Raw genomic sequence first — 14,588 nt, 5'->3', positions numbered from 1 at the left:
TGCTTCTGGTTATACCCAATGATAGGCATAATACCCGCCTCGGGTCACCTCTACGATGGTCCGCCCCGTATTTATCGGTGTTGTGGGCGCTTTGGGCGCAAAGCCTGGCGCCCGGGTGAATAGAAGACGACAGGCCGTTTTTGTTCAAAAATGCTGATCGACGGGTATTGTGACGCGTTGACTGGCTGTGGCACATTGACCTGAAGCCGGTCTATCAAACGCTTGAATGAATTTCGCCGAACGCCCGCATCATGGCGCCTCGGTGCTGCTGTTAGCCTACGCGTGCCGATAGCGCGCAATGCCAACGCCGGGCCATGCCCGTCCAGGTCGAGGCTTTTACCCCAAGCCAAGCGAGGAAACTATGAAAGTATTGGTCGCGGTGAAACGCGTCATCGATTACAACGTGAAAATCCGCGTGAAGGCGGACCATTCTGACGTGGATCTCACTAACGTCAAAATGGCCATGAATCCCTTTTGCGAAATCGCCGTGGAAGAAGCGGTGCGCTTGAAAGAGAAAGGCGTGGCCACCGAAGTCGTGGCCGTTACCATCGGCCCCAAGGCTGCTCAGGAGCAGCTGCGCACGGCGCTGGCGCTGGGCGCCGACCGCGCGATCCAGATCGAAACCGACGAGCGCGCCGAGTCGCTAGCCGTTGCCAAACTGCTGGCCAAAGTGGTCGAGGAAGAACAGCCCGGGCTTGTGATTCTTGGCAAGCAGGCAATCGACACCGATAACAACCAGACCGGCCAGATGCTGGCCGCGCTCACCAACATGGCCCAGGGCACCTTCGCCTCCGAGGTGGCCGTGGACGGTGACAAGGTCAACGTGACCCGGGAAATCGACGGCGGCCTGCAGGTCGTTGCGCTCAAGCTTCCGGCAATCGTGACCACGGACCTGCGCCTGAACGAGCCGCGCTACGCCAAGCTCCCCGACATCATGAAAGCCAAGAAGAAACCGCTGGATGTAAAAACGCCGGCGGACTACGGCGTCGAGATGGCATCGAAAGTGAGCCTCGTCAAGGTCGAAACACCGGCAGAGCGCAAGGGCGGGGTGAAAGTGGCCTCGGTGGACGAGCTGATCGATAAGCTCAAAAACGAAGCCAAGGTCCTTTAACCGTCGCGTTCATCCGTTTTTAAGGAGTCATCCATGAGTATTCTGGTACTTGCCGAGCTGCACGAAGGCCAGCTCGCCAGCGCAACTGCCCACGTCGTGGCCGCTGCCCGCGAGATCGGCGGTGATATCGACGTACTGGTCGCTGGTGAAAGCGTACAGGCCGCAGCCGACGCCGCGGCCAAGCTCGACGGCGTCAGCCGCGTGCGCTTGGCCGACCACAGCGTTTATGCCCACCAGCTCGCCGAGCCGCTGGGCGCGCTTTTAGTCGCCCTCGCCGACGACTATACCCACATCCTGGCCAGCGCCTCGACCACGGGTAAAAACGTGCTGCCGCGCGTCGCCGCGCTCAAGGACGTCAGCCAGCTCTCCGAGATACTGGCGGTCGATAGCCCCGATACGTTCAAGCGTCCGATCTACGCCGGCAACGCCATCGCCACGGTAAAAAGCGACGACGCGCTGAAAGTCATGACCGTGCGTACCACCGCGTTCGACGCGGTGAGCGAGGGCGGCAGCGCCGCGATCGAGGCAGTGGATACTGTCGTCGAGAATACCCAGTCGCAGTTCGTCAGCGAAGAACTGGCCCAGTCCGACCGCCCCGAGCTTGGCGGCGCCAAGGTGGTGATCTCCGGCGGGCGCGGTATGGGTAACGGCGAAAACTTCAAACTGCTCGACGGCATCGCCGACAAGTTGGGTGCTGCGGTCGGCGCCTCCCGCGCCGCGGTGGACGCGGGATTCGTGCCCAACGACATGCAGGTGGGTCAGACCGGCAAGATCGTCGCCCCGGATCTGTACATCGCGGTGGGTATCTCCGGGGCGATTCAGCACCTGGCCGGTATGAAAGATTCAAAAGTGATCGTTGCGATCAACAAGGACGAAGAAGCGCCGATCTTCCAGGTCGCCGATTACGGCCTGGTGGGCGATCTGTTCGAACTCTTGCCGGCGCTTGAAAGCAAGCTTTAGGCCTGCGTCTTGCCGCCCGGTTTAGCCGACTGCTTTGCAGTCGGCTTTTTATTGCGTCACTATTAGATAAAGCCCTGTTTGTTAGCTAAAGTGCTAGGGGCACGCAGCGGCGGACGGCGTTTGCATTTTGAGTAAAGAATCCGCTTGAATGGTTGAAAAGAGTAGGGCGTGACCGCACCTACTGATGTGAAGATCGAAAGTCACTCAAGGAGATGATGACATGGCACATACACTACCCGAACTCCCGTATGCCTACGACGCGCTCGAGCCGCACATCGATGCGATGACAATGGAAATTCACCATTCGCGTCACCACAACACCTACGTGACCAATCTGAACAGCGCCCTTGAAGGCACCGGTCTTGAAGACGTCGCGATCGAAGAGCTGGTGGCCAACCTGGACCGTGTTCCGGAAGCCAAGCGCCAGGCCGTGATCAACAACGGTGGCGGTCACGTCAACCACTCCATGTTTTGGCAAATGATGTCGCCTAATGGTGGCGGTCAGCCCCAGGGCGACGTTGCCAAGGCGATCGAAAGCGAGCTGGGTGGTTTCGACACCTTTAAAGAAGAGTTCAAGAAAGCCGCCGTTGGCCGTTTCGGTAGCGGCTGGGCGTGGCTCTCTGTGACGCCGCAGAAAAAGCTGGTGGTCGAGAACACGCTCAACCAGAACAGCCCGCTGATGGATGGTAATACGCCGCTGCTGGGTCTCGATGTTTGGGAGCACGCTTACTACCTGAAGTATCAGAACAAGCGCCCTGACTACATCGCTGCCTTCTTCGACGTCGTCAATTGGGAAGAAGTCGAGCGCCGCTACCAGGCCGCTATTGCCTAAAAAGCGTTCGTCTTAGTGCACGCATAACGCGTCACCCAAAAAAGCCCGGCTTAATAGCCGGGCTTTTTTTTGCTGTGGACAAGACGTTTTTTGGTCAATCGGCCAGCGCTCGATCAGTCGGACCGCGTTTCGAGACAAAGCGCGAACGGGGCATTTTTTAGCCGATAAAACGTATTTTATTCGGTCGATCCGGCGCTAATAATTCGCTTTTTTAACGCCACCTCGCGCGGGGGCCGCATCGCTATGCTGGGCATAGTTTGTCAATAACCTGTGGATTAAAAAATACTAGATATGCTTGAATTGATTTTGCTGTGATCTATATATAGTATTCGTAGTGTCTTTCGAAGGGGGCGGGTACTACATGTGCTCTACCCCAAAAATGCCGCTATGAAAAGGGAAAAATAGCCATGGCGATCCAGATTTATAGCAAGCCTGCCTGCGTTCAGTGCACCGCCACCTACCGCGCGATGGACAAGCAGGGAATCGAGTACACCGTGATCGATATCACCGCTGAAGACGGCGCGCAAAAAGAAGTCGAAGCGCTGGGCTATCGTCAGTTGCCCGTGGTTGTAGCGGGCGACGATCACTGGTCGGGTTTCCGCCCGGACCGTATTCAGGCACTCGCTTAATCTGCGGCTGTGTCAACAAAGCCTCACACCCCGTTGCCTGGTACGCTGGTGTACTTTTCCACCAAATCAGGCAACACCCATCGTTTCATTGAGAAGCTGGGGCTTTCGGCGCACCGGCTGCCGATCAACCGCAACGACCCGGCGCTACATATCGAAACCCCCTACGTGCTCATCACGCCCACCTATGGCGGTGGCGAGAGCGAAGGGGCGGTGCCGGGTCCGGTGATCCGCTTTTTGAACGATGAGCATAACCGGCGCCTCATACGAGGCGTCATTGCTGCTGGCAATACCAATTTTGGCGAGGCGTACGGGCTGGCGGGGCGCATCATCGCGCACAAGTGCCAAGTGCCGCTGCTTTATCGATTTGAGCTTTTTGGCACTGACGATGACGTCGCCAGGGTTCGCAAAGGAGTAGAAGAGTTTTGGAAACGACAAACGTAGCCACTACCAACGTGTCTGAAACGAAGAAACCTGCCGCAGAGACGGCCCAGGCGCGCACGCTGGATTATCATGCGTTGAACGCCATGCTGAACCTTTACGGGGCCAACGGCGAGCTTCAGCTCGACAAGGACCGCGAAGCGGCGCGCCAGTACTTTCTGCAGCATGTCAACCAGAACACGGTGTTCTTCCATTCGCTGGAAGAGAAGCTCGACTATCTGGTCGAAGAACAGTACTACGAAGCCAGCGTACTCGATCAGTACGCGCCGGCTTTCGTCAAGGCGCTTTTCGAGCAGGCCTACGCTTATAAGTTTCGTTTTCCGAGCTTTTTGGGCGCGTTCAAGTACTACACCAGCTACACGCTGAAGACCTTCGATGGTAAGCGCTACCTGGAACGCTATGAAGACCGCGTATGCATGGTGGCGCTCACGCTTGCGCGCGGCGAAGAGGCTCTTGCCAAGTCGCTGGTGGACGAGATCATCAGCGGCCGTTTTCAGCCGGCCACGCCGACCTTTTTGAACTGCGGTAAGCAGCAGCGCGGCGAGCTGGTGTCGTGCTTTTTGCTGCGTATCGAAGACAACATGGAGTCGATCGGCCGCTCGATCAACTCGGCGCTGCAGCTCTCCAAGCGCGGCGGCGGCGTGGCGTTTTTGCTGAGCAACATTCGCGAAGCCGGCGCGCCGATCAAGCGCATCGAGAACCAGTCCTCGGGCATCATCCCGATCATGAAGCTTTTAGAAGACGCTTTCTCCTACGCCAACCAGCTGGGGGCGCGCCAGGGGGCCGGTGCGGTGTATCTCAACGCTCACCACCCGGATATCCTGCGTTTTCTGGATACCAAGCGCGAAAACGCGGATGAAAAAATTCGTATCAAGACGCTCTCTCTTGGCGTGACGATTCCGGATATCACGTTCGAGCTCGCCAAGCGCAACGACGACATGTATCTGTTCTCGCCCTACGACGTGGAGCGGGTCTACGGCAAGCCGTTTGGCGATGTCAGCGTGACCGAGAACTACCACGACATGGTCGCCGACGTGCGTATTCGCAAGCAAAAGATCAACGCCCGGGCGTTTTTCCAGGTGCTGGCCGAGCTGCAGTTCGAGTCCGGCTACCCCTACATCATGTTCGAAGATACGGTGAATCGCGCCAACCCGATCGCCGGGCGTATCAACATGAGTAACCTCTGCTCGGAGATTCTTCAGGTCAACACACCGACCGAGTACGACGAGGATCTCAACTACAGCAAAATCGGCCAGGATATCTCCTGCAACCTGGGTTCGATGAACATCGCCAAGGTGATGGATTCCGGCGATATCGGTACCAGCGTGGATATCGCGATTCGCGGTTTGACCGCGGTTTCCGAGATGAGCAACCTCAAAAGCGTTCCCTCTATCGCCGAAGGCAATGCCCAGTCCCGCGCCATCGGCCTGGGTCAGATGAACCTGCACGGCTTTTTGGCCCGCGAGCACATCTACTACGGCTCCGAAGAGGGGTTGGACTTTACCAACCTGTACTTCTACTGCGTCGCGTTTTACGCCATTCGCGCCTCGAATCAATTGGCCATCGAGCACGGCGATACCTTTGCCGGTTTTGCGGATTCGACCTACGCCTCGGGCACGTTCTTCGACAAGTACGTCAATGAAGCGTGGCTGCCGAAAACCGAAAAAGTGCGTGGACTTTTCGAGCGCAGCGGCATTGCGCTGCCCACCCAGAGCGACTGGGAAGAGCTCAAGGCCTCGGTCATGGCGCACGGGCTTTATAACCGTAACCTGCAGGCCGTGCCGCCTACCGGCTCGATCTCCTATATCAATCACTCCACCTCCAGTATTCATCCGGTGGCAGCGAAGATCGAGATCCGTAAAGAGGGCAAGCTTGGCCGCGTTTACTACCCGGCGCCGTTTTTGAACGAAGCGAATTTCGACTACTTCCAGGACGCCTACGAAATCGGCCCCGAGAAGATCATCGATACCTACGCCGAGGCGTCCAAGCACGTGGATCAGGGGCTTTCGCTGACGCTCTTCTTCCCGGATACCGCAACCACCCGGGATATCAACAAGGCGCAGATTCACGCCTGGCGTAAAGGCATCAAGACGCTTTACTACATCCGCCTGCGCCAAAGTGCGCTGGAAGGTACCGAAGTCGAAGGCTGCGTTTCCTGCACGCTGTAACCACGTAACGAAAGAGATCATTTGATGACCACCATGCAACGCTTATCACGGGTCGATGCCGTTAACTGGAACCGTCTGCAGGACGACAAGGACCTGGAGGTCTGGAACCGCCTAACCAGCAACTTCTGGCTGCCGGAGAAGGTGCCGCTGTCCAACGACATTCAGTCCTGGAATACGCTGACCCAGCAGGAAAAACAGCTGACCATCCGCGTATTCACCGGCCTTACGCTGCTGGATACCATTCAGAGCAGTATCGGCGCGCCGGTATTGATGGAAGATGCGCGCACGCCCCACGAAGAGGCGGTCTATACCAATATCGCCTTCATGGAGTCGGTACACGCGCGCTCCTACAGCTCGATCTTCTCGACGCTTTGTACGACGCGTGATGTCGACGACGCCTTTCGTTGGAGCGAAGAGAACGCGACGCTGCAGGCAAAATCCGAGCTGATTCTCGAGCGCTACCGCTCGGACGACCCTTTGATGCGCAAGGTGGCCAGCGTCTTCCTCGAGTCGTTTTTGTTCTACTCGGGCTTTTATCTGCCCATGTACTGGTCCAGCCACGCCAAGCTGACCAATACCGCGGATTTGATTCGTCTGATCATTCGTGACGAAGCGGTGCACGGCTACTACATCGGCTACAAGTTCCAGCAGGCGCTCGCCGAGGCGAGCCCGGAGCGTCAGCAGGCGGTGAAAGACTACGCCTATGAGCTTCTTTTGGAGCTTTACGATAATGAAGTACGCTATACCGAATCGCTTTACGACGCGGTCGGCCTCTCGGAAGACGTGAAGAAATTCCTTCACTACAACGCCAACAAGGCGCTGATGAACCTGGGTTACGAGCCGCTCTTCCCGAGCAGCGTGACCGATGTCGACCCGACCATCATGGCGGCGCTTTCGCCCAACGCCGATGAGAACCACGACTTCTTCTCCGGGTCGGGTTCTTCGTATGTGATCGGCAAGGCCGTTGCCACCGAAGACGACGACTGGGCGTTTTAAGGGCCGTCATGACGGAATCGACCGTTGAGGGCGAAGTAGAGCCGGTGGGCGAGGCGTGCCAGGTGCTGCGCATCGCCGCCGCCATGATGGTCGACGAGGCGGGCAGGCTGTTGTTGGTGCGTAAGCAGGGCAGCCGCTATTTCATGCAGCCCGGTGGCAAGGTCGAGCCGAAAGAGGCTTGTGATGTGGCGCTTTGCCGCGAGCTCAAGGAAGAGCTTGGGCTCTACGTCGAGCCGTCACGGCTTACGCATTTCAAGCGCGTTCGGGCGGTCGCGGCCAATGAGGCGCAGACGTTGATCGACGCCGAGCTTTACAGCCTGACCGTCGAGGGCCACGTCGAGGCGGCGGCGGAAATCGCCGAGGCGCGCTGGGTAAGCCCGGCGCAGGCGAAAACGCTTTTGCTGGCGCCGCTCACCCGCGACTGCGTCGTCCCCTGGGCGGACGCACGTTTGAGTGGTTGAAAACGCCCGCCAAGGCCGCTTTCGACGTCGAAGTGCTTAATTCGATAAGCAAAACGGGAGCCTGGCTCCCGTTTTGTATTGCGCTATCGAAAAATCTGCTAGGCTACGCGACTGCTCGGCCAGACGGCCGGGGCCTTGCCTGCGCGCAGGATTTCACCCCCAAAGCCATTGATAGCGAAACGTGATCCCTGGTATGGATCACCACTGCGCTCAAGGAACACTTGAATGCCCATTGTGACACTGCCTGACGGCAGCCAACGACCCTTTGATGAACCGCTTTCCATTATGCAGCTCGCCGCGTCGATAGGCCCTGGTTTGGCCAAGGCGTGCGTCGCGGGAAAGATCGACGGTGTACTGGTCGACGCGGCCGATATGATCGAACGCGATGCCGAGGTGGCGATCATCACTGCCAAGGATCAGGAGGGGCTCGAAATCATTCGCCACTCCGCCGCGCATTTGATTGGGCATGCGGTCAAGCAGCTCTACCCCGAGGCCAAGATGGCGATTGGCCCGGTAATCGAAAACGGCTTCTATTACGATATCGATTTTGGCCACTCCGTCTCCTCGGAAGATCTCGAAACGATCGAAAAGCGTATGCAGACGCTGATCGAACAGGAGTACGACGTGGTGCGCGAGTACGTGGACCGCGACAAGGCGATGCTCACCTTCCTGCACCGCGATGAGCCCTACAAGCAGGAGATCATTCGCGATATTCCCGAAGGCGCCGAGATCAGGCTCTACCATCACGAAGAGTACACGGACATGTGCCGTGGGCCCCACGTGCCCAATACGCGCCATCTAAAGGCCTTCAAGCTGACCAAGCTGGCCGGTGCCTACTGGCGCGCGGACGCCTCCAACGCCATGCTGACGCGTATCTACGGCACGGCCTGGGGTGACAAGAAGCAGCTCAAGGCGTATCTCAAGCGGCTCGAGGAAGCGGAGAAGCGCGACCACCGTAAGCTTGCGCGCCGTCTCGATCTCTTCCATATGCAGGAAGAGGCCCCCGGTATGGTGTTCTGGCACCCCAACGGCTGGGCGCTTTGGCAGCAGGTCGAGCAGTACATGCGCCGGGTTTATCAAGAAGGTGGCTACCAGGAAATTCGCTGCCCCCAGATCATGGACGTCTCGCTCTGGAAAAAATCCGGGCATTGGGACAACTACGCCGACGGCATGTTCTTCACCGAGTCCGAGAAGCGCGAATACGCCTTGAAACCGATGAACTGCCCGGGCCACGTGCAGGTATTCAACTCCGGGCTTAGAAGCTACCGTGAGCTTCCGGTACGCTTTGGCGAGTTCGGCGGCTGTCACCGGAACGAGCCCTCCGGTGCGCTGCATGGCATCATGCGTGTACGCGCCTTTACCCAGGACGACGGCCACGTCTTTTGTACCGAAGCCCAGGTCGAGCCGGAGGTGACCAGCTTCCACCGCCAGGCGCTCAAGGTGTACCAGGACTTCGGTTTCGAGGATATCGCGATCAAGATCGCGCTGCGTCCGGAAAAGCGTATCGGCAGCGACGAGGTCTGGGATCGCGCGGAAGACGCGCTGCGTGGCGCCTTGAAGGCCTGCGATGTCGAGTGGCAGGAGCTCCCCGGCGAAGGCGCCTTCTACGGTCCCAAGATCGAATACCACATGAAGGATTGCCTGGGCCGCGAGTGGCAGGTTGGTACCATGCAGGTCGACTTCATGATGCCCGAGCGCCTGGGCGCGCAGTACGTGACCGAAGAGGGCGAGCGCAAGCCGCCGGTCATGTTGCACCGGGCCATCGTGGGCTCCATGGAGCGCTTCATCGGCATCCTGATTGAACATTATGCCGGGGCTATGCCATTATGGCTGGCACCCGAGCAGGTAGTTGTGATGAATATCACCGATTCACAGCGTGATTATTCGCTCGAATTGGAGAAACGCCTGCAAAAAATCGGTCTTCGCGTCAAGGCGGACTTGAGGAACGAGAAGATCGGCTTTAAAATCCGTGAACACACGTTACAGAAAATTCCCTATCTTCTAGTGGTTGGAGATAAGGAAGTCGAAGCTGACTCAGTGGCCGTGCGTACTCGCAGCGGCGAAAACCTCGGAACGATGACGGTCGATGAGTTCATCGAGCGTGTGACAGCCGAGCGAGCAGCCCTGGCGACATCGTCAATTGCCTAAGGAGACAGAGCAATCAAGCGAAGCAACCAGCGCGGGCGTCCAGCAGACAAGCGCCCCCCAATGAACGAGCGAATTACCGAAGAAGAAGTCCGTTTGATCGATGCCGAAGGTGAGCAGTTGGGCGTTGTGCCCACCACCGAAGCATTGGAGCGGGCGGAAGCTGCCGGTTTGGATCTCGTGCAAATTTCGAATGCCGACCCCATCGTCTGTAAGATTATGGATTACGGCAAATTTGTTTTCGAGACGAAAAAGCAAAAAGCTGTTCAGAAGAAAAAGCAAAAGCAAATCCAGGTCAAGGAAGTTAAATTCCGGCCCGGCACCGACGAAGGCGATTATCAGGTCAAGCTTAAAAACCTGACGCGCTTTTTGGAAAGTGGTGACAAAGGCAAGGTCACTTTGCGTTTTCGGGGTCGCGAAATGGCGCACCAGGACATCGGTCGCAAGCTGATGGAACGGGTCGCAGCTGACCTCGAAGAGATCGGAACGGTGGAGTCTTTCCCGAAAATGGAAGGCCGCCAGATGATCATGATTCTTGCCCCCAAGAAGAAGTGATCCATAGGCGTTGTTAACGGGTCGGCGCCTGGCGCCGACCGGCCTTGGGTTTTCTAAAAAACATCGAGCGGAGTTTTTCTCATGCCGAAAATCAAAAGCAACAGCGGCGCTGCCAAGCGCTTTAAAAAGACCGCTAACGGCTTCAAGCACAAGCAGTCTTTCCGTAGCCACATTCTGACCAAAAAATCGACCAAGCGTAAGCGTCAGCTGCGCGGCATGAAGCAGATTCACTCTGCTGACAAGCCGTTGATCCAGCGTATGCTGCCGAATCTGTAAGTCGTTTTTAGAATTTTTTAAAGTCAGGAGTGTGTTATGACCCGAGTTAAGCGTGGCGTAGTGGCCCGTCGTCGCCATAAGAAAGTACTGAAGCAAGCGAAAGGTTATTACGGAGCGCGTTCGCGTGTTTTCCGTGTTGCCAAGCAGGCCGTTATCAAGGCCGGTCAGTACGCGTACCGCGACCGCCGTAACCGTAAGCGTCAGTTCCGTGCCCTGTGGATCCAGCGTATCAACGCCGGTGCCCGCATCAACGGTATGTCTTACAGCCGCTTCGTAGGTGGCCTCAAGAAAGCCGGTATCGAAATCGACCGTAAAGTATTGGCCGATCTGGCGGTTCACGAAAAAGCGGCATTTGCTGCCATCGTGGAAAAAGCCAAGGCTGCCCAATAAGGTTTTAAGCCAGTATATGGTTTGAAATCACGAGGTCACAGCGTGACCCATACAGGGGAAGAGCAGCCGCTCTTCCCCTGTTTTTTTGCCATCGACATTTTGTCATCGACAATGTATGGCTTGTAAGGCCCCGTTCTGGCGACGCCTTATTGGATGAAAACCGCTTAATTCGGAGTACAACGGATGGATCACCTGCCTACGCTGGTATCAGAGGCTCGCGACGCCATTCAGGCCGCGCAGAGCGTGTCTGAACTGGATGAGCTACGAGTTCGCTATCTGGGCAAGAAGGGCGAGGTCACCGCTCTGCTGAAGGGGCTGGGTAAGCTCGCCGCCGAGGAGCGTCCGGCCGCGGGCGAGCGTATCAACCAGGCCAAACAAACCCTGGCCGGTGAGATCGACACCCGGCGCGAGGCGCTCGAAAGCGAAGCGCTGAACGCGCGCCTGGCCGCGGAAAAAATCGACGTGACGCTGCCCGGGCGTGGCCAACAGAGCGGCGGTTTGCATCCGGTCACGCGCACGCTCGAGCGTATCGAGGCGCTGTTTACCCGCATTGGCTATGACGTTGCCGTGGGCCCGGAAATCGAAGACGACTACCACAACTTCGAGGCGCTCAATATTCCGGCGCACCATCCGGCACGCGGCATGGCGGATACCTTTTACTTCGACGCCACACGGCTTTTGCGTACCCATACCTCGCCGGTACAGGTGCGCACCATGAAAGAGAGTGCGCCGCCGATTCGTATCGTCTGCCCGGGGCGGGTGTATCGCAGCGACTCGGATTTGACCCACACGCCGATGTTTCATCAGGTCGAAGGCCTGCTGGTCGACGAAGGCGTAAGCTTTGCCGACCTGAAGGGCACCATCGAGGATTTTCTGCAGGCGTTTTTCGAGCGCGATGATCTCTCTGTGCGCTTTCGCCCCTCCTACTTTCCGTTCACCGAGCCCTCCGCCGAGGTCGACATCCAGTGCGTAATGTGCAGCGGAAACGGCTGTAGGGTGTGCTCGCAAAGCGGCTGGCTCGAAGTGATGGGCTGCGGCATGGTGCACCCGGAAGTGTTTCGCCATTCGGGTATCGACACCGAGCGCTATACCGGCTTTGCCTTCGGCATGGGCGCCGAGCGCCTGGCGATGCTGCGCTATGGCGTCAACGACCTGCGGCTGTTCTTCGAAAACGATCTGCGCTTTTTGCGCCAGTTTGCCTAACCACGCCGCCAGACTACAGGAACGAGCATGAAATTTTCAGAACAGTGGCTGCGTGAATGGGTATCACCGCAGCTTGCGACCCAGGCGCTTGCCGACCAGATCACCATGGCAGGGCTCGAAGTCGACGCCGTCGAACCCGTCGCGCCCGCTTTCGAAGGCGTGGTGGTGGCCGAGGTGACGGCCAAGTCGCCCCATCCGGACGCTGACAAGCTCAACGTTTGCCAGGTCATTGATGGCACCGGCGCGCCGGTGCAAGTGGTCTGTGGTGCGCGCAATGTCGACGTGGGCCAGCGGGTGCCGTTTGCCCAGGTCGGCGGGCTGTTACCCGGTGACTTCAAAATCAAAAAGGCCAAGCTGCGCGGCGTCGAGTCCTTCGGCATGATCTGCTCCGCCTCGGAACTTGGCCTGGAGGAAGAGACCTCCGATGGTATCTTCGTGCTACCGGCCAGCGCCCCGGTCGGGGTTAGTATCCGTGAGTACCTGGGGCTAGACGACGCCACCATCGAAGTAGACTTGACGCCAAATCGCGGCGACTGCCTGAGCGTTAAAGGGCTTGCGCGGGAGGTCGGGGTGCTCAACCGGCTACCGGTTCAGGCGCCGGAGATCTCCCCGGTCGCGCCAAGCATCGAGACCCGTTTCCCGGTGCGCGTAGAGGCTGGCGAACAGTGCCCGCGCTACGTGTCCCGGGTTATCGAAGGCGTCGACCTGTCCGTCGAGACGCCGCTTTGGATGGTCGAGCGGCTGCGCCGCAGCGGCGTGCGCTCTATCGACGCCGCCGTCGACGTGACCAACTACGTGATGCTCGAACTCGGTCAGCCGCTTCACGCCTTCGACCAAGCGAATCTGAAAGAGGGGATCGAAGTGCGCCTGGCCGCCGAAGGCGAGCGCCTCACCTTGCTTGATGGGCAGGATATCGCGCTGCGTCCGGACACGCTGGTGATCGCCGATGCCTCTGGGCCGCTGGCCATGGCCGGCGTCATGGGCGGCGAGTCCTCCGGCGTGAGCGCCAACACGCGCACCATTTTTCTGGAAGGCGCCTACTTCACCCAGTTGGCGGTGGCCGGTCAAGCGCGCTCCTACGGGCTTCATACCGATGCCTCTCACCGTTTCGAGCGCGGTGTCGACCCGCAGCTCACCATCGAGGCGGTCGAGCGCGCCACCAAACTGTTGATCGATATCTGCGGCGGCCAGCCCGGGCCCGTGTGCGAAGAGAAAAGCGAAGCACATCTGCCTGCCCCGCGCACCATTGAGCTTCGCCGCGCGCGCTTGGCTCAGGCGCTCTCCAAGGAACTGCCCGACGATGACGTCACCGACATTCTCGATCGGTTGGGGCTTGCGACGACGCAGTCGAGCAACGGCTGGCAGGTGGCGGTGCCTGGCTGGCGCTTCGATGTTGCCATCGAAGAGGATCTGATCGAGGAGATCGCAAGGATCCACGGCTATAACAACCTACCGGTGCGCCGCCCGTCGGCGCGGCTAGCCCTGCGTCCGGCCAACGAGGCCAAAATCACTCAGGCGAGGCTTCGTAACCAGCTGGTGGCCCGGGGTTACCAGGAAGCGATTACTTACAGTTTCGTTGCACCCGAGCTTCAGGCGGCTATCTTCCCCGAGGCTGTGTCGCCGGTGCTCGCCAACCCCATTTCAGCGGACCTTTCCGCCATGCGGGTCAGCCTCTTTCCAGGCTTGATTCGCGCGTTGGAGCACAACCTCAACCGTCAGCAAAGCCGGGTGAGGCTCTTCGAGACCGGGCTTGTGTTCAACGGCGAGCTGGATTCGTTGACCCAAACGCCGATGATTGGCGCGTTGGCCAGCGGCCCGCGCGAAGTGGAAGGGTGGAGCAGTGCTAAAACGCCGATCGACTTTTTCGACTTGAAAGGCGATCTGGAGAGCCTGCTGGCCATGGGCGGCAATGAAGGCGCCTGGCGCTTCGAGCCCGCCGCGCACCCGGCGCTACACCCGGGGCAGAGCGCACAGCTTTTCCATAACGACCAGCCCGCCGGCTGGATCGGTACGCTCCACCCAAAAGTGCGCGCCAATCTCGGGCTGAAAGCCGAGGCGGTGCTCTTTGAAGTGCGTCTGGACGCGCTGAGTGAGGGTGTGATTCCGGCGTTCGCGCCCCTGTCACGTTTTCCCGAGGTGCGCCGCGACCTGGCCTTTAGCCTGGACGAGCAAACCCCGGTGCAGGCTCTGCTGGATTGTGTCAGCCACGAGGCCGGTGATTACCTCGAAGACCTCAAGCTTTTCGACGTCTACACGGGTAAAGGCGTGGAGCCGGGGCAGAAGAGTATTGCCCTGGGCTTGACCTGGCAGCATCCATCGCGCACGCTGAATGATGATGAAATCAATCAGCGGGTGGATTCGATCGTGGCGCAGGCCAAGGCCATGCTGAATGCACAGCTTCGTGGCTAAGTAAAAACGGCCGCG

Annotated in this window: 14 protein-coding genes; all 14 read left to right on the top strand. The window is 58.7% G+C overall.

Annotated features, from left to right (window positions below; genetic code table 11):
• Positions 1–361 precede the first annotated feature (361 nt).
• The 14 genes from ACWHVV_RS10235 to pheT all read left to right on the top strand — a co-directional run bounded on the left by ACWHVV_RS10235 (position 362) and on the right by pheT (position 14,573).
• A complete protein-coding gene (locus tag ACWHVV_RS10235; RefSeq protein ID WP_447528971.1) occupies positions 362–1,111 on the top strand; it encodes an electron transfer flavoprotein subunit beta/FixA family protein in 750 nt (249 codons plus the stop codon).
• Positions 1,112–1,144: 33 nt separating this feature from the next.
• The gene (locus tag ACWHVV_RS10230; RefSeq protein ID WP_447926154.1) at positions 1,145–2,071 is read left to right on the top strand and encodes an electron transfer flavoprotein subunit alpha/FixB family protein; all 927 of its coding nucleotides are present in this window, start codon (positions 1,145–1,147) and stop codon (positions 2,069–2,071) included.
• Positions 2,072–2,291: 220 nt separating this feature from the next.
• Positions 2,292–2,903 (top strand): superoxide dismutase, encoded by a 612-nt coding sequence (locus ACWHVV_RS10225; protein ID WP_447926153.1) that lies wholly within the window; start codon positions 2,292–2,294, stop codon positions 2,901–2,903.
• Between the two features lie 407 nt (positions 2,904–3,310).
• Positions 3,311–3,532 (top strand): glutaredoxin-like protein NrdH, encoded by a 222-nt coding sequence (gene nrdH / locus ACWHVV_RS10220; RefSeq protein ID WP_447528968.1) that lies wholly within the window; start codon positions 3,311–3,313, stop codon positions 3,530–3,532.
• A 48-nt stretch (positions 3,533–3,580) separates the two neighbouring features.
• On the top strand, positions 3,581–3,973 hold the full coding sequence (gene nrdI / locus ACWHVV_RS10215; RefSeq protein ID WP_447528967.1) for a class Ib ribonucleoside-diphosphate reductase assembly flavoprotein NrdI: 393 nt from the start codon (positions 3,581–3,583) through the stop codon (positions 3,971–3,973).
• Complete coding sequence (gene nrdE / locus ACWHVV_RS10210; protein WP_447926152.1) at positions 3,955–6,138, top strand: class 1b ribonucleoside-diphosphate reductase subunit alpha; 2,184 nt, start codon at positions 3,955–3,957, stop codon at positions 6,136–6,138. The genes nrdI and nrdE overlap by 19 nt, the downstream gene beginning before the upstream one ends.
• A gap of 24 nt (positions 6,139–6,162) precedes the next feature.
• On the top strand, positions 6,163–7,134 hold the full coding sequence (nrdF, locus tag ACWHVV_RS10205) for a class 1b ribonucleoside-diphosphate reductase subunit beta (RefSeq protein WP_447893501.1): 972 nt from the start codon (positions 6,163–6,165) through the stop codon (positions 7,132–7,134).
• Between the two features lie 8 nt (positions 7,135–7,142).
• Positions 7,143–7,595 (top strand): NUDIX hydrolase, encoded by a 453-nt coding sequence (locus ACWHVV_RS10200; RefSeq protein WP_447926151.1) that lies wholly within the window; start codon positions 7,143–7,145, stop codon positions 7,593–7,595.
• Between the two features lie 225 nt (positions 7,596–7,820).
• On the top strand, positions 7,821–9,743 hold the full coding sequence (thrS, locus tag ACWHVV_RS10195) for a threonine--tRNA ligase (RefSeq protein ID WP_447926150.1): 1,923 nt from the start codon (positions 7,821–7,823) through the stop codon (positions 9,741–9,743).
• 60 nt (positions 9,744–9,803) lie between these two features.
• Positions 9,804–10,295 (top strand): translation initiation factor IF-3, encoded by a 492-nt coding sequence (gene infC, locus ACWHVV_RS10190; RefSeq protein WP_447926149.1) that lies wholly within the window; start codon positions 9,804–9,806, stop codon positions 10,293–10,295.
• A gap of 81 nt (positions 10,296–10,376) precedes the next feature.
• On the top strand, positions 10,377–10,571 hold the full coding sequence (gene rpmI, locus ACWHVV_RS10185; RefSeq protein WP_252109805.1) for a 50S ribosomal protein L35: 195 nt from the start codon (positions 10,377–10,379) through the stop codon (positions 10,569–10,571).
• Positions 10,572–10,607: 36 nt separating this feature from the next.
• Entirely contained in the window at positions 10,608–10,961 is a 354-nt protein-coding gene (gene rplT / locus ACWHVV_RS10180; RefSeq protein ID WP_009097607.1) for a 50S ribosomal protein L20, read from the top strand.
• 183 nt (positions 10,962–11,144) lie between these two features.
• Entirely contained in the window at positions 11,145–12,164 is a 1,020-nt protein-coding gene (pheS, locus tag ACWHVV_RS10175) for a phenylalanine--tRNA ligase subunit alpha (RefSeq protein WP_447893499.1), read from the top strand.
• A gap of 27 nt (positions 12,165–12,191) precedes the next feature.
• On the top strand, positions 12,192–14,573 hold the full coding sequence (pheT, locus tag ACWHVV_RS10170; RefSeq protein ID WP_447926148.1) for a phenylalanine--tRNA ligase subunit beta: 2,382 nt from the start codon (positions 12,192–12,194) through the stop codon (positions 14,571–14,573).
• Positions 14,574–14,588: the final 15 nt, after the last annotated feature.

This window comes from Vreelandella sp. EE27 (genome assembly GCF_968206495.1).
This window is presented reverse-complemented; position numbering and strand designations above follow the sequence as displayed.